This is a genomic window from Acidimicrobiales bacterium, from assembly GCA_041394265.1.
Taxonomy (GTDB): domain Bacteria; phylum Actinomycetota; class Acidimicrobiia; order Acidimicrobiales; family SZUA-35; genus JBBQUN01.
Genome location: JAWKIO010000005.1, coordinates 740,494 through 755,991, shown reverse-complemented (window position 1 = coordinate 755,991; position 15,498 = coordinate 740,494). Strand labels below are relative to the sequence as shown.

The following is a 15,498-nucleotide window of genomic DNA, read 5'->3' as shown; positions in this document are numbered from 1 at the left end:
TGGGCCATCTCGCGTGATCTCGCGTTGGAGGTCCCAGCGGGACCTCCAGTTGTGTCTCCGGTTTTCCCTTGTGTGCTGAGCGCGTAGGGTTCAGGATCGTGGGACCGCTGAGCGTGGCTGCGTCGGTGGCGATGCCAGACCTCATGCGGGCGGAGCAAGCGCAGGCATGGTCAGCACGTGGTCGAAGACTGCGGCGACTTTGGCATCGAATACCTCCGGTGGGTACGGGTCGGCGGGCAAGTCCGCGTCGAGGACGTCCTTGATGGTGGTCTTCACCCCAGCGGTGGCCGCGGCCTTGCGGCGCCAGTCGAGGACCAGCTTCTCGTGGAGGTGCTCGAGCAGCTTCTTGGCGCTCTGCTTCACGATCTCGCGCTCGTCGTCGGTCAAGACGGGCTCTGGCTTGGTGAGCAGGTCGAAGACCGCCAGCTCGTGCTCGGTCATCCCTTCGCTGACGGCTCGCTGCTCCTCATCGCTGAGGCCGCCGGACAATGCGATCAGGCGTCGGAGGTACTCGTCGATGTTCAGGCTTCCGGCGTTGTAGTCGGCGATCAGCGCCTCGATGCGCTCCACGAACTCCAGCCGGGAGGGGTTGATGGCCGCTCCTGCCTCGGCTCGGCCCTTGAGTATCGCAGCGAGACGCTCGGTCTCGGCGCGCTTCTTGTTGCCGAACTGCGCAGCCAGGGACTCGAAGTCGATCTGGGAGAGGTCGATGTGCGGGTCGAGCGCCGCATCCTCGGCCGCCGTTCGAATCACGTACTCCTCGGCACCGACGGATCGATCGAGAAGCGCATCGACAGCGTCGGTCACGTCTCCTAGGTCGTAGACGACACGGTTCAAGCTGGCGATGTGTTCCGCGAGTGCTCGGATCACCGCAACCTTCGACTGCCACCGTGCTGCGGCCGGATCGGGCAATACCGCCTTGAAGAGCTTGCGGGCGACGGTGGCCGCCGACATGAACTCGGCCCGTACGTCGGGGTCCGCGATCAGCGCCTCGGTTGCCGCATCGCGCAGACTGATGAACTCGAAGCCGCTCGCCGCCCACAGCTCGTCGAGGTCGACGTCATAGCGCGCACACAGGTCGGCGACCCCCTCCACCGCAGTGCCGAGGGCTTCGACCAGCTCGGACTTGTCCTGAATCGGGGAGTCGACGTCAGCGTTGGCCGCTCCGTAGATGGCGAGCGCCTTCTCGAGATTGCGGAAGACGCCGATGTAGTCGACAATCAGCCCGTTCTCCTTGTCCGGGAAGACTCGATTGGCCCGGGCAATGGTCTGCATGAGCGTGTGGTTGCGCATCGGCCGGTCGAGGTAGATGGTCGACACGCTCGGAGCGTCGAAACCGGTCATCCACATCGCGCACACGAAGACAAGCCGCAGTGGGTCGTCGGCGTCCTTGAACTTCTCGTCGAGTGCCTCGTCGTTCATGCGCTGGCGGTGGGGGCGGATGTCCAGCCCTTTGGCATCGAGATGCGCGAGCTCGTTCTGGCTCTGGCTGACCACGACTGCCATGTCGGTCGTCTCCATCAGCTCAATACGGCTGGCCAGCCACGGCCGTTCGGCTTCGGGGAGCACGTCGTGCTGAGCCCTAAGGCCGTCGAGGTGCGATGCCCATTCCTCTTGGACCAGGTCGAAGATGGCGACAGCCGCTGCCTTGTCGATGCCGACGTACATTGCCTTGCCGGCGAACCCGCGTCCGACGAAATGGGCGACCAGGTCCTTGGCGACGGTTCGCAGCCGTTCGGGCCGGGTGATGAAGGTGTGTTGTTGTGTGAACTGGCGGATCAGCTGCCCCTCGGCGTCGTCGTCGAGTTCCGCCGCTTCGAGAAGTTCCTCCAGTTCGTCCTCGAAGTCCTCGTTGACGAGTTGCAGTTCGGGGATGCGGTTCTCGTAGAACAGCGGAACGGTGGCGCCGTCTTCGATGGCATCACGGAAGTTGTAGGTGCTGACGTACTCGCCGAACTCTTGGCGGGTCAGTTCTTCCCCGGCCAACAGCGGCGTGCCCGTGAAGCCCATGAACGAGGCGTTGGGCAGGGCCTGGCGCATGTTCAACGCCAACGTGTCGTACTGGCTGCGGTGCGCCTCGTCTGTGATCACGATGATGTCGTCGCGATCCGACAGCACGGGCATCTCGGTTTCGCCAGCGTCCTTGTCGATCCGGAACTTGTGGATCAGCGTGAACACGTAGCGGTGGTCGGCGGCGAGCAGCTCTCGCAGGTGAGATGCCGACCGTGCATGCACGTTCTCGGTCTCGGAGATCGCACCGGCCCTCGCGAACTCCTGGTGGAGCTGGGTGTCGAGCTCGGTGCGGTCGGTGACCATTACGAACGTCCACTTGCCGGGCAGCCGGCGCAGCACCTTCTGGGTGAACCACAGCATCGACAGGCTCTTGCCCGACCCTTGGGTGTGCCAGAACACGCCGAGTTTCTTGTCGCCCTGGCTGCGGACTCGGTGCATGTTCTCGATCGAGGCGTTGACACCGAGCACCTGATGGTTGCGCCCGACGCTCTTGACTAGGCCTCCGGGCCGTTCGAGGTAGGCCACGAAGTTCTCGATGATGTCGAGCAGGTAGTCCTGCGTGCACGTGCCGCGGATCGCGGTTTCGAGGGCGACGACACCTCGGTTGCCAGCTGCGTCGATCACCTTCCAGTCGCCAAAGAACTCCCACATGGCGTAGGTGGCGCCGACCTTGGCCTCGGTCCCGTTCGAGATGATGATGAATCCGTTCGGCCAAAAAAGCTGAGGCACGGTGTCGCGGTAGTCGCAGATGTTGTCCTCATAGCCGTGTTCGACGGAGATCGACGCGCCCTTGAACTCGAGCAGCACCAGCGGGATGCCGTTGACGAACAGCACGGCGTCGGGGCGCCGGTCATGCAGTGCTCCTTTGAGCCAGAACTGGTTGACGGCGAGCCAGTCGTTCTTCGTCGAGTCGTACAGGTCGATGTAGCGGACGTTGGCGAACTGCTCCTCCCCCTGGTCGTCCATCCACTGCGCCTGGTAGCCCTCGCGGAGCAGCTCGTGGATCTCTTGGTTGGCCCGCACCGGCTGCATCAGCGAGCGGTCGCGGGTGATCTCGGCGAGGGCTTCCTCGCGGATTGATCCGGGGACTCCGGGATTTAAGACCGTGAGGGCATCGCGCAGCCGATGAGTCAAGAACGCGTCGTGCTGCGAATCCCGACCCAGGGTGCCCGCAGGACCGAGCGCCTCGCTGTAGGCGTTGACGGTCTCCCATCCGAGTTCAGCGAGCAGGTCCATCGCCGGTCGCTCGACGAGCTCGTCCTCGCTGAACTTCTTCGGGCTCACCGGGCCCCCTCGACGACCGCATTCAGCTCCTGCTCCGACATGTCGATCTCGCCGGTGACGAGCTTCGGAAGGAGAAGATCGCGAATAGCGGCAAGCCGGTCGGCGGATTCTCGCAACTCGTCGAGGCTCGTCACCATCGGTTCAACGAGATCCCCAAAACGACCACGGACGGCCTCCTGCGGCCATACAAGTTCGTTCTCTTCGACGAACTTGGGTGAAAGGTGGAGCACCGTCGATCCGTTGGCGTACTCCTTGACCCGTTCGGCGAAGTCGCTGCAGCGGAGGGCGAAGAACAGCGAGAGGCGATCTTCGGGACCCTTCGGGAGGATCCGTGCAACGTCGAGCGAGATGACTCCTGCTTCCTCGGCCAGTCGTGGCACGAGGGTGGCCTGCGCGAGAATCTCACGCCCTTGGGTGAGGTCGGTGACAGCGAGGACGATGTCTCCGTGATACACGAGCTGTGCAGGCTTGTAGTCGCCGGTGTATCGCTTCAGACCGCCGAGCCGGAAACCGCCGCCGCGCATCATGCACTTGAGGTTCACGAACGGTAGGCCGCCCTCCTCGGCCAACTCGTACTTGCGGTACGAGCGCCCGCGGACGACGGTTGCGAGTTCGGAAAGGGGATGGACGTCCCACCCCTCCGGGATTGGACCGAGGGGGGAGTCGACGAAGGTGGCGTCTTCATGGCCGGGGTAACGGAAGTGAACGAACCACTCCTGGTAGATGATCTGTGCCATCTTCTCCAACATCTCGATCCGCCGCCGGTTGTTGTCGATCAGGTCATCGATCGAGCCGAGGGCCTCGGCTGCCCTCGCCTGATGGTCGGCAGGCGGTATGGGCACAGGGAGCGAGTTGACGATCCCGGCGTTCAGGTTCGGCATCGTGGCGCCGACGGCATGCCCTTCGAGGAAGTCGATGACCTGGCGGGACCGCATGAAGTACGCGAAGTACCTGGGTTGCATGCGCTTGGGAGATCCGAGGTGGATGCGGATTGACCCGGTTCCAACCAGCGCCGGGATGTCCGCCTCTCGAATCGAAACGCTTCGGCCAACGTCCCCGCGCCGAGACAAGATGACATCGCCATCCTCGACAAGATGGTGGGCGAGACGCTCGACCGTGTCGTCATCGATCCGCGCAACAGACTCTTGGTCGATTCGGCCGTTGACCATGTCCTTGGGCATGACCACTGGGGTCGCTGCTGGATCATCGACGTAGTCGCGCTTGTGAAGCTGCGAACCGAACGGGCCGGTCCGTACGAAGCCGCCGCCCTCCTCGCAGAGCGCCTCGAGCGTCGCCAACTCCCAGTCGTTCACGCGTCAAGCACTCCTCTCACCGCAGCATCGACCTTCGCCCGCAAGATCTCCGCCTCGTCGCTGAGCTTGGTGAACTCCTCGTACAACTCCTCCAGCTTCTCCTGGAAGTCGACGCCGTCGTCCTCCACCGCGGCGCTGCCGGTGTAGCGGCCGGGGTTGAGGCTCCACCCCTGAGACTCGATCTCGCCGATGGTTGCGACCTTGCACAGGCCGGGGACGTCAACGTAGATACCATCAGGGAAGTTGGCGTCCATCAGCTCGTCGCTGCCGTCGGCGGACTCGGCGTCTTCGCCCCGGTAGAGCCTCACGACGTTGGCGAGCAGCTCGATCTGCTCGGGCAAGAAGTCGCGGTGGGCACGGTCGATCTGGCGAAATAGCTTCCGAGCGTCGACGAACAGCACCGTATCTTCTCGGTCGGTCCCGGCCTTCCCCTTGTCGAGGAACCACAACGTCACCGGCAAGGTGACCGTGTAGAAGAAGTTGGTGCCGATCGCGACCATGACGTCAACGGACTTCGACTCGATCAGCTTCTGGCGGATGTCGCGCTCGCTGTGTCCGGCGTCGCCGGCCGAGTTCGCCATCACGAATCCGGCCCGGCCGCGCTCGTTGAGCGCCGAGGCGAACATCTGGATCCACAGGTAGTTGCCGTTGTCGGGCTTGGGAATGCCGTAGGGGAAGCGCTTGTCGCCGGCGAGGTCGTCCTTGCGGATGCCGTCGACGTTGAACGGCGGGTTGGCCATCACGAAGTCGAACGCGCCGAGGCTCTTGTGGATGTCATCGTAGTAGCTGTTGCCGAGGCCGATCTCGCCTGAGAGTCCGTGCAGCGCAAGGTTCATCTTCGCCAGCGGGACTGTGGCCTCCTTCTGCTCCTGGCCGAAGACCGACAAGTCATCGTTGGCCGAGCCCCGATGGCGGGCGACGAATTTGGCGCACTGCACGAACATGCCGCCCGAGCCGCAGGCCGGATCGAACACGCGTCCGTGAAAGGGCTCGATGATCTCCACGATCAGGCGAACGATCGAATACGGGGTGAAGAACTCGCCGCCAAGCTTCCCTTCGGCGGCTGCGAAGTTCGACAGGAAGTCCTCGTAGATCAGACCGAACGCGTCGCCCGCTAGTGTGCGAGGCAGCGGCGCAAACAGCCGCAGGAGCGCGATCAGAACCTCCTTCTCCATCCGCTGGTAGCCCTTGGGCAGCACATCCTTCAGTTCGGGGTTGTGCGTCTCGATGTGTCGCATCGCCGCATCGACCGCCGCACCGAGGTCGGCGGCTTCCGGTAGTGCGACGAGCGTCGAGAGCCGAGCCTCGTCTGGCACGTACAGCACCGACCGGGCCTTGTAGTCGTCTGCGGTCACAGGTCGCCGGGCAGTTGCCTTGACCTCGAGTTCGGGGCGGACCTCCTCGAAGCGATGCTCGGCGTAGGCGAGGAAGATCAGCCCGAGGACCGGCCCGCGGTACTCAGCCGGGCCGAGCGTGGAGTTCGCCCGCATCTGATCGGCGGCTGCCCACAGCGTTCGGCGCACATCCGCCAGTTCGTCCGTCTTCACGCGATCCTTCCTCCAGACCGATCGTCGATCGGATCAAACTAGAGCCCGCATCGCGCGCCGGCCAGCATTTCGGACGAAGCCCGTCGCGCAAGGTGCGCGGCTCGAAGCGCAGTGCATACCCGAGCTGTGGCTCCTCGCCGGCCTCGCTTCAGCGACCACCGTCCGCAGTCGCCACACATCGTTGATCACGACGGGAAACGTCAGACACAACTGGAGGTTCGTTCGAACCTCCCGGCGCGAGACGCCGCGAGATCACCGAGCGTGCTCGACTACTCGCTTCGGCGCTTCAGTCACCTCTGTCGCTCTGCGTCAAGGCCCCGTGGCAGCCCTGTCGCAGTGGTCCCGTCGACGTCAGGTTGCTCGAACCCGATGGCTCAGCGGGGGTGTCGATTTCAGTCCGGCTGTGCCGGGTCCGATGGGGCCTGGGAGTGTTGAGGCCGAGGAGCGAACCGCAAGCTCGCCTGACCTAGGCTTGGCCTCCGCATCGGCCGGCCGTAGTGTGAGGTCGATGGCATCGGTTGGCCAGAGGCAGATGTTCGGTGTCTTTGAACTTGAATGGTCTTGGCCCCTGCAGCGTGAGGTCCTAGGGCTCGACTTGGTGCTGCGAACAGATTCAGGCATCAATCGGATTCGGATCCCCTCACAAACCAATGCCGGTGCATTGCACTGCGAGCTTCCAAATGGGATGGAGCCTGCTGGGCGCCCGTGGGGCCGGACCCGTGCGGCGGACGAATTTCGTGTCTATGCAGTCGGCTTCAGCTTCTTCTCTGACCTGCGACGCTACTCGCTGAGGGTAGGGGAGCTCGATCGGTCGCTAGCACTAGTGTCCGAGTGGATTGCATGGTCGTGTGGGGAACCGCTCCACGTCGAGCCTCGCATCCACGTTCACGAGGTGCCGCTCTTCATTGGCTCCACACAGCAGATGCTCTCATCCATGCACAGGAAGATCGAACATCAAGGCTCAGGAGGAATCTACGCGTCTGCGGTTGAAGTCAATCGCGCTTTCACGAAGGTTTCTGAGGGAGAGCCCTTGACGATTTCTCGATCCCTGTGGTGCGAGGCCAAGAGCTATTTGAGCCGTAGGCAGGACCGCCAGGCCCTCGTGGCGGCTGTGTCAGCCGCGGAAGTTGCCGTTGAACAGGCTATCCAGCGACACTTCGAGTCGATACTTCAGCCGGAGACAGTTGCTTCGGTGCTCAAGCGAGCAGGCGGTATTGTCGAGAAGCTCCGGATACTTGAGGCCGAACGTGTTCTGCCGCCAGGCCTTCCATCTATTGGAAAGGGGATTGACATAGCAGGCGCGAGAAACCAGGCCATCCATTCTGGATCTTGGCCGGAACGGTCCACTGCCGCCGAAGCTGTCGAGTGGTCTCGCAAAGTAGTCATTGAGTTGGACGCAGACGGATGATCGTTGAGCTCAGGTCAGCGGTCGGCTAGATCGGGGATCATCTTTGGGGTCCTGAAGTTCGTCGCCATCAGCATCTCGAGCGTGACCTGATTGGCAGAGAACTCTTTTAGCGCCTTCTTCACAAGCTGGCGCTCCTCACCGCAGGAAAGAGCCGCCAGCGCTAGAACTCGTCGCTCAAGGGGATGATCGGAGTTCTTGAGGGCGGCTCTTATTGCCGCCCGGTAGTTCTCGGGATCCTTAATGGCAAGTCGGCTCGCCGCAAAGGATGTCTTGGCAAGACTTCCACCGGGCTGACTGATATGTGACGCCAGAAGCTCCCTCATTGGCTTGCGAATATTGGCGACCGGGAACATCGTGGCTAGAGAGGCGACCGACCAATCGGAGACTGCCCAGGAGCTCTTCCAGTGCTTTACAAACCACCCGTGAAGATCCTTGTATGTCTCGGAATCCCGAAAGAGCCTTGCATAGGCATCTGCGGCATGCGGAGCGCGATGGGCAACTTCTACTAAGTCATCGAGCCGATAGTCAACTGCGTGCTCACGCATTCTCCGGAAGGTGAACTTAAATGTAGATCGATTTGATGACTCTGGCGAAGCGATGAGCAGATCAATGAGGTCGCGTAGGGGCTGGTAGTCCTTCGGGTCGCCGAGGAGGGAGGTCTCTGCTGCGCTGTGGGCGAAGTTCAGGATTTCCGCTCTGAGATCTTCGCCCTCGAGCACAGCGGTCTTGGCAATGTTGATGTCTAGGCCGAGATCTCGAAGTATTCCCTCGATCTGTGCCTGCATTGTTCGAAGCTCTCCGACATCCCTGCGAAAGACCCAGATATCATCCATCCAGCGGGCCGATTGACCTCCGTCGAGGATCCGTTCGTACATCATGAGGCTGTGAAAGATGTCGCGCAGGGTTCGACCTCGACGACGAGTGGGCACCCTCACTTTCTCCAGGAGGGCATCATCCAGCGGCTGGAGATAGAGATTCGCCAACAGCGCTGAGGCCGCACTTCTCTGAGGCAGTCCTTTGCGGGGCGATCCGTCCCATGAGGCGAGCATATCGATGAGTCGGTCGGCGGGCTTGGATCTTCCTGCTCGCTCCACAATTCGCTCAGACAGCCGATCGATCGGAATGTTAGAAAAGAAGGAAACAATATCGGTCTTAAGGCCGGACATGCTATCGTGTGCGCCGAACGTGGAAATGTGTCGGCGATACATTTCGTTCTCTGTCCGGTTGGGTGAGTAAGATCCTCTCTCGGGATCTCGGCGTGGGAGCCTCCAACCATAGACGGTTTCCGGTAGGCCGGTCCCCAGTTTCAGGCTGAGAGAATCGACAATCGCCTGGTACGCAAGTCGGTCGATTGGGTCCATTACTATCGCTGGCCGAATGCCGAAGTTCTCTTTGGCGACGTCGATTTTCGCTGCGCGTGCGACACCCTCGGCGCCCAACCTCGCATAGAGGATGTCGGGGCGCTTTTTGGCGACGAAGTCCAGCTCGGGCCAATCCCAGGGATCGCGAAACCAGTCGCCGACGAGATCGTTTTTGACGTTCTTCAACGCTCGGTCGATGTCAACGACCTTGTCCCAATCCACGTGTCTAGTATTACCGACCGATCTCTTCCGATCTTGGATTTGCTCGCTGGGCGGCTTCGCGGTTGGGCGTCGCCTGGAGTCTGGTCAGCCGAATCGGAGCGCTGCGACGGTCCGCGGGAGTCCGGACCGGGAGAGTGGTCGCGCACCTCGGTCACGGTCATCGGTGGGATCTTCAGTGCCGCTGCTTGGGATTGGATGGTCGCTTGAACGGTGCTCGGAGCGAGATCGATCAGGTCGAAACGGCTTCGGGTTGAGGTTGAGCCCGCTCATCCCTACTTTCATCCCTACTTTTCGCTCGGAACAGGGGTCGGCGGCGGTCAACGACGGATCGCGGCGGGCAGCGTTCTCCCAGCTCAATGGCCATATCGGACAGCAACGGCGAACAGCGGAAATCGCTGGGAGAGACCTACGACATCTTCGAAGGCACCGAGCAGATCCAGCAGCTCGTGATCTCCCGGGCCATCTCGGGGATGCGAATCGAGTAGGTATTTGCTGGTCAAATCAAGGCGGGCTTCGTAGGTGGTCGGCTGGCCCTACTCCGCCTCACTCGGCACGTCGGTCGTCGCCAACGGCCGCGAGAGGAGCGTTGCCGTGGCATCATGGTTCCCATGAGTTCCGCCGCTGACCCCGATGCTCTGGCTGCGCTGGTGGAAGATCTGGCCGCCGATATCGAGCGGGGTCGTCGAGGTCGGGCTCGGGTGTACGGGCCCGACGATGAGCTAACGCCAGCGGCCCAAGCGTCGCTCGACCGCATGGCGCCGCTGCTGGAGGAACGGCACAGGACCGTCTTCGGCGACAAGTGATCCCTCGTCCGGTCCGGGTCGCTGGTGCCGCGCTGGAGGACATCGCTCGCCAGCTCGACGATGAGGGGACGATCGTCGTCTACGCCATCGACATCTGGCCGGACCGCTGGCCTACCGAGTAGGGGCCTTGGGCGGCGTTTCGACGACTACCAAGATGCCTCCAAGATCTTCCAGGATCTGTCCCTAGCCGGCCCTAGAGCGCCCTCCGATAGAAAGCGATCTGGCGTCACGAGGTGGACAGCGGAAGCCAGATTCGTCTCGAAGCTTGCCGACCACCCCAACGCTCATGTGACCGTGGCTCCAGCAGTCAGCTCTCCACACCGTCGAGTACGGGACGAGTCGTCGGTCCTGACCGGCGCGGAGTACCGCATCAACCGAGGGCGTTGGAGAGGGACGTAACGATCTCCACGAACGCGTCGCACCCTCGTTCTTCCGGCGTTCGAAGGGCAGTGTCTGGGCCGAATGCAGCCGCTTCGTCGAGTAGGAGCCTCGCTTCGGCTCGCATGAGCGCCCGTATGAGCGGCGATGCCTCCTCCGACGAAAGCGTGAGATCGATCTCGACCATGCCCGAGGCCGTGGTCTGACCTCGGTTCTTGGACAAGGCCCGGAGGAGTTCATGGGCGGACTCGCCGTAGACCAGATTGTGCTCGTTCGCTGTCGCATTGCGTGATGTCATGGCCGAACGGTAATGACGCAGTGTGACATCGCTGGACCGCTTGCACCTAGCCACCGCCGGGCGCGGCAGTGGCCCCGCCTGTGGCGGGGTGCCGGGTGGTTCGGTTGGGTCAGGTACTGGGTGGCCAGAGTCCGAGGTTTTCGAGCCGGGTTTTGTGCCGGTGACACGGAGCACAGACGGTGGTGAGGTTGGTGGGGACGGTGAGTCCGCCGTCGGTGTGGCGGATGGTGTGGTCGGCCTGGCAGTGCACGGCGGAGGTGTCGCAACCTGGACTTTGGCAGTGCCGGTCTCGGATGAGAGCTCCGATGCGCTGGTCTCGGCCGAAGAGGCGTTGTTTCTCTGATCGGGTGAAGTCGCGGGTGGCGGTGTTCATGACGAACAGCTGCACGCGTCCGGCGATGGCGAAGTCGAGGGCATCAGCCGGTGCGATGGGGCGGCCGTGGGCGGTGTGGCAGCGGCGGGTCTTGACCCGTTCCATCACCTCCTCCGCGGTGAGGGGCCGACGCACGGTGTCTTCACCGCGTGCTGCGGCGTCGCGTCGTTCGGCTTCGTCGGCGAGTGTTTGGTGGTCGGCGACGATGTCGGCGACCACGTTCGCAGTGGAGGGGTCGGCACCGATGCCGTTGCGGATCAACCGGAGCAGGGCATCGTGCCGTCGCTGGGTATCGGTGCGTAGGAGGTCGTCCATGGTTGCGTCGTCACCGACGCGTGCTCGGGCTTCGGCCCAGTCGGCTTCGAACATCTCGTCGACCAGGACCTTGAGTGCGGGTTCGATGGTGGCGTAGATGGCGGTGGTGGTGAGGATCTCGAGTAGTACTTGTTGTTGGACGGGGTCGGTGGTGACCATCGACCGATCGGCGTACGCACGGGCGGCGTGGTCGTTGGGGTCGATCGGGTCGACCAGGACTTCCCATGCGGTGAACAGTTCGCGGCACTCGTACCACGGGTGACTGGTGAAGCGGATCAGGCCATCCAGGTCGCGAGCCAGGAACGGCCGTAGGCACGGTTTGTTCCAGATGCGCCAGAACAGGTCGAGGTGGTGTTCGCCGATGCGTCCGTCGCGGAACGCTTCACCGAGTTCGGGATGCGTGGTGAACAGGAGTGAGCCGCGGTTGAGCATCGCGCCGGCGGCGCCTTTGGCCATGCGGAGTGAGTCGGCGAGCCAGAGTGCTTCGTTGCGGTGCTGGTGGATCGACGGTCCCTTGCGGCGTTTGGCTTCGGCGCAGAGCTCGTAGTAGTCGGCCTTCGCCTGCCGGGCCGCGGTCTCGGCAGCGAGCATCCGTTCGTGCAGCTCGGTTCGCGAAAGGTTCGAGAGGTCGCCGGATCCGTCCGCCGTGTTGTTGGTCCCGCCAAGGATCATGGGTCAAGAATAGCGAACATGTGTACCGTAAACAACACTGATGCAACTATTTGTTATGAAGTAAATGGTTGTTGAAGATGTACAAGCGTGATCGAGCGTCGATCAGCGCACCACCCCTCGGAAAGACCCCACTCGCCGCCCGGCTGGATCGGCGGTGTGGGCCGTTTGTAGTGTCCGATGTGGTGAACGCTCAGGGGACAGCGAACGACCATCCGACCTTCGACGCCATCATCATCGGTGCCGGCTTCGGTGGGCTCTATGCGCTGCATCACCTGCGCGACGAGATGGGCCTGTCGGTCCGCGCCTTCGACGGCGCGAGCGACGTGGGCGGCACCTGGTGGTACAACCGCTACCCGGGGGCTCGGGTCGATGCGCCGAGTAGCCCGTTCTACGCCTATACGTTCAGCCAGGATCTGGTCAACGAGTGGGTGTGGCCCGAGACCCAGAGTGCTCAGGCCGACGTGCTCGCCTACCTCGAGCACGTGGCCGACAAGTTCGATCTCCGGAAGGACATCACCTTCGACACGGTCGTCGCCGACGCCCGCTACGACGAAGCGCTCCAGCGCTGGACGATCGAGACCGACGGAGGCCAACAAGCCAGCGCTCGATTCCTGATCTGCGCCACGGGTGCGCTCTTCGTCGCCAACACGCCCGCCTATCCCGGCATTGGCGACTTCGTGGGCGAGATCCACCACACCGGTCGGTGGCCCCACGAACCGGTGTCGTTCGAGGGCAAGCGGATCGGTGTCATCGGTACGGGGTCGTCCGGTATCCAAGCGATCCCCGAGATCGCGAAGACGGCCGACCACGTCACGGTGTTCCAGCGCACACCGCAGTTCTCCCTGCCCGCCCGCAACCAGCCGCTCGCGGAAGAAGACCTCGACCAGTACCGGCAGGAGTGGGACACACTCCGGGGTTCGATGCGTCGCCGAGGCGGCTGGCCGTTCAAGGTGAGCAAGCTCCGCGCCTCCGACTACTCCTTCGAGGAGCGCCAGGCTCGCTACGAGGAGATGTGGGAGCGAGGGGGTATGCACCTCGCCATCAACAGCTACACCGGCGTCTACTCCGACGAAGACTTGAACAACGAGATCGGCGAGTTCGTGCGGGGCAAGATCCGCGACATCGTGCATGACCCCGAGACGGCCGAGAAGCTGATGCCCGACTACGCCTTCGGGACGAAGCGTCTCATCCTCGACAACGGCTACTTCGAGACCTACAACCGCGACAACGTCACGCTGGTCGACCTACGCGCCGACCCGATCGAGTCGTTCACCGAGTCCGGCATCCGTACAACGAGTGGTGAGCATCCGATCGACATGCTCGTGCTCGCCACCGGCTTCGACGCCGTGAGCGGCTCGATGCTCCGACTCAATCCGAAGGGTCGCGACGGCCGGGCGCTGAGGGACAAATGGTCGGAGCGGTTCGACAACCACTTGGGCATGACGATCGCCGGGTTCCCGAACCTGTTCATGATCCATGGCCCGGGAGCGCCCGGGGTGTTCTTCACGATGCCGTTGGGTGGCGAGCTCCAGACCGCATGGATCGACTCGTGCATCCGTCATCTCGACGAAGCCGGGCTCGGCTCGATCGAGGCCACCGAAGCCCAGGAGGCGAGCTGGGACGCCGAGATCAACGGCATCGCCAACCGCACCCTCTACCCCCGAACCGACTCGTGGTACATGGGCGCCAACATTCCGGGCAAACCCCGCCAGTTCCTCGGCCACCTCATGGGGTCGCAGTACTTCGACCGTCTCACGCAGGTCGCCGACGACGGTTTCGAAGACTTCATCCTCGAGGAGCGTCGCTGAGTTCGGCGATCAGGTCGATCGTGCGGAGGATGTCGTCGACGGCTATCGGGCGGTGGCGATCCTCGCTCGCCGCCGTTGGGTCGGGGAGCAGGATGAGACGGTCCACACCGAGGGCGGCGTAGCGCTCCACCGCCGCGGCGTCGATTGGAGCGTTCGGAGTCACCGAGATCTCGAGGCGCCCGAGGTGCTCAGGCCGCTCGATCTCTTGCTGCTCGTTGGTGATGATTGCCATGGCTTCTTCGACGATCGCAAGGTCGGCGTTGAACAGGTACCAGCCGTTCGCCTTCCGGATCGTGCGACGGCGCGCTCCCTCGCTGACGCCGCCGGTGACGATCGGAATGCCTTCCGGGGCCACCGGTCGGGGGAAGGCATTGATCTCGCTGAACGAGACGAGCTCACCGTGATACTCGGGCTGGGGCATGGTCCACAGTGCTCGCATCGCGTCGAGGTACTCGTCCATGCGTCGCCCTCGCTCCGACATGGGAACGCCCATGGCATCGAACTCGGGGACGAGGTGCCCGGCCCCGATCCCGAGGATGAGGCGACCGTTCGAGATCTGATCGATACTTGCGCACTGCTTCGCCAGCATGATCGGGTGGTGCAGCGGCAGCTCGATGATCCCACTCCCGAGGTGGATCCGAGTCGTCTCCGCCGCGAGGAGCGTGAGCGCAACCACGGAGTCGAGGAACGGCAGCGTCGGCGCCATGTGGACGCCGACCGGTTGCGGATCGGGCAGCACGAGATGCTCGCCGGTCCACAACGACTCGAGGCCGGCGTCCTCGGCGTAGCGGGCCACCTGCACCGCAACTGAGGGGTCCGCGCACGTGCCGTAGTTGAGAGCGAACAGTCCGAACTTCACGACGCGACCCTCGGCGCACAACCGCCGACTACAGGCCGCCGCGGGCGTTGTTGGCCTCGATGTCTCGCTGTGTCTGTTCGGGCAAGCGGTCCAACACCCTTGTCCGACGCGCGAGCATCGGTGGGCCGAGTAGGCGCTTCAGCTTGCTGATGATGCTCGAGATCACGTCGGCCTCCTCAGGGATGTTCGGATGGCTGGTTTCGCCACACTAGTCCCGCTTGTTCAAGTGCTCAGGTCGTCGGTCCTGCACCTACCTGTGCTGACCCGAGTCCGTCAGCCGTAGAGATGATCCGCTGCATCAGCACCAGATCCAGCCAACGATCGAACTTTCGACCGACTTCCGGCATTCGAGCGACTTCGACGAAGCCCATGCGTTCGTGGAATCTGATCGACTCGATGTTGGCGCCATCAACGGCGCCGACCATTGCGTGCACTCCCGTCGCTCGGCCGCGCTCGATGAGCTCTTGTAGGAGCGCACGCCCGATGCCTTGGCCCCAACAAGCGCCGTCGACATGGATCGTATGCTCGACCGTGTACCGGTACCCCGGCCACTTGCCCGAGCCGCGAAAGCTGCCGTAGGCAGCGAACCCCACGACATCGCCCGCTTGCTCGGCCACCAGCACGGGGTGGCCAGCGCGAGTCTGACGGGCGAACCACGCCTTGCGCTGCCGGAGTGTCTGATGCTCCTCGGTCCATGCGACAGTGGTCGTGTCGATCAGCGCGTTGTACAGGTCGCGGCAGCGCGCCATGTCCGCAACCGTTGCGTCTCGAACCAGCATCAGCCGACCTCCTGCCGCCACAGCATCGCATAGCCTCATGTCGATCACTCACATTGATCGCGCCA

Annotated in this window: 13 protein-coding genes; 5 read left to right on the top strand and 8 right to left on the bottom strand. The window is 63.2% G+C overall.

Annotated features, from left to right (window positions below):
* Window positions 1–141: 141 nt before the first annotated feature.
* Genes R2733_03690 through R2733_03680 form a run of 3 tightly spaced genes read right to left on the bottom strand, consistent with a single transcriptional unit; the run spans window position 142 to window position 6,157 of the window.
* On the bottom strand, window positions 142–3,297 hold the full coding sequence (locus R2733_03690) for a type I restriction endonuclease subunit R (GenBank protein ID MEZ5375588.1): 3,156 nt from the start codon (window positions 3,295–3,297) through the stop codon (window positions 142–144).
* Complete coding sequence (locus tag R2733_03685; GenBank protein MEZ5375587.1) at window positions 3,294–4,610, bottom strand: restriction endonuclease subunit S; 1,317 nt, start codon at window positions 4,608–4,610, stop codon at window positions 3,294–3,296. The genes R2733_03690 and R2733_03685 overlap by 4 nt, the downstream gene beginning before the upstream one ends.
* On the bottom strand, window positions 4,607–6,157 hold the full coding sequence (locus R2733_03680) for a class I SAM-dependent DNA methyltransferase (GenBank protein ID MEZ5375586.1): 1,551 nt from the start codon (window positions 6,155–6,157) through the stop codon (window positions 4,607–4,609). Before R2733_03680 ends, R2733_03685 begins: the two co-directional genes overlap by 4 nt.
* Window positions 6,158–7,049: 892 nt before the next feature.
* Here R2733_03680 and R2733_03675 point away from each other — a divergent pair.
* Complete coding sequence (locus tag R2733_03675; GenBank protein ID MEZ5375585.1) at window positions 7,050–7,565, top strand: hypothetical protein; 516 nt, start codon at window positions 7,050–7,052, stop codon at window positions 7,563–7,565.
* A 14-nt stretch (window positions 7,566–7,579) separates the two neighbouring features.
* Here the strand turns inward: R2733_03675 and R2733_03670 are convergent, their stop codons facing one another.
* Window positions 7,580–9,148 carry an RNA-directed DNA polymerase gene (locus R2733_03670; GenBank protein MEZ5375584.1) on the bottom strand — a complete coding sequence of 523 codons (1,569 nt, stop codon included), beginning with the start codon at window positions 9,146–9,148 and terminating at the stop codon, window positions 7,580–7,582.
* A 356-nt stretch (window positions 9,149–9,504) separates the two neighbouring features.
* On the opposite strand from R2733_03670, the gene R2733_03665 reads away from it, so the two are divergent.
* From R2733_03665 to R2733_03655, 3 genes are all read left to right on the top strand, one after another.
* A complete protein-coding gene (locus R2733_03665; protein ID MEZ5375583.1) occupies window positions 9,505–9,633 on the top strand; it encodes a hypothetical protein in 129 nt (42 codons plus the stop codon).
* 123 nt (window positions 9,634–9,756) lie between these two features.
* A complete protein-coding gene (locus R2733_03660) occupies window positions 9,757–9,951 on the top strand; it encodes a hypothetical protein (GenBank protein ID MEZ5375582.1) in 195 nt (64 codons plus the stop codon).
* Entirely contained in the window at window positions 9,948–10,073 is a 126-nt protein-coding gene (locus tag R2733_03655; GenBank protein MEZ5375581.1) for a hypothetical protein, read from the top strand. Before R2733_03660 ends, R2733_03655 begins: the two co-directional genes overlap by 4 nt.
* 248 nt (window positions 10,074–10,321) lie before the next feature.
* On the opposite strand, the gene R2733_03650 is transcribed toward R2733_03655, so the two are convergent.
* On the bottom strand, window positions 10,322–10,627 hold the full coding sequence (locus tag R2733_03650) for a hypothetical protein (protein ID MEZ5375580.1): 306 nt from the start codon (window positions 10,625–10,627) through the stop codon (window positions 10,322–10,324).
* Window positions 10,628–10,736: 109 nt separating this feature from the next.
* Complete coding sequence (locus tag R2733_03645) at window positions 10,737–11,987, bottom strand: DUF222 domain-containing protein (protein MEZ5375579.1); 1,251 nt, start codon at window positions 11,985–11,987, stop codon at window positions 10,737–10,739.
* Window positions 11,988–12,169: 182 nt separating this feature from the next.
* Between R2733_03645 and R2733_03640 the strand changes: the two genes are divergently transcribed.
* Window positions 12,170–13,795 (top strand): NAD(P)/FAD-dependent oxidoreductase, encoded by a 1,626-nt coding sequence (locus R2733_03640; GenBank protein ID MEZ5375578.1) that lies wholly within the window; start codon window positions 12,170–12,172, stop codon window positions 13,793–13,795.
* On the opposite strand, the gene R2733_03635 is transcribed toward R2733_03640, so the two are convergent.
* Complete coding sequence (locus R2733_03635; protein ID MEZ5375577.1) at window positions 13,773–14,654, bottom strand: TIGR03619 family F420-dependent LLM class oxidoreductase; 882 nt, start codon at window positions 14,652–14,654, stop codon at window positions 13,773–13,775. The two genes, R2733_03640 and R2733_03635, sit on opposite strands and share 23 nt — an antisense overlap.
* Window positions 14,655–14,884: 230 nt before the next feature.
* The gene (locus R2733_03630; protein MEZ5375576.1) at window positions 14,885–15,433 is read right to left on the bottom strand and encodes an N-acetyltransferase family protein; all 549 of its coding nucleotides are present in this window, start codon (window positions 15,431–15,433) and stop codon (window positions 14,885–14,887) included.
* Window positions 15,434–15,498 lie beyond the last annotated feature (65 nt).

Bases quoted from the DNA above. Each gene is read 5' to 3' on its own strand.
- R2733_03665 (MEZ5375583.1), top strand. From the start codon at position 9,505: ATGGCCATATCGGACAGCAACGGCGAACAGCGGAAATCGCTGGGAGAG.
- R2733_03660 (MEZ5375582.1), top strand. From the start codon at position 9,757: ATGAGTTCCGCCGCTGACCCCGATGCTCTGGCTGCGCTGGTGGAAGAT.
- R2733_03650 (MEZ5375580.1), bottom strand. From the start codon at position 10,627: ATGACATCACGCAATGCGACAGCGAACGAGCACAATCTGGTCTACGGC.
- R2733_03645 (MEZ5375579.1), bottom strand. From the start codon at position 11,987: ATGATCCTTGGCGGGACCAACAACACGGCGGACGGATCCGGCGACCTC.
- R2733_03630 (MEZ5375576.1), bottom strand. From the start codon at position 15,433: ATGCTGGTTCGAGACGCAACGGTTGCGGACATGGCGCGCTGCCGCGAC.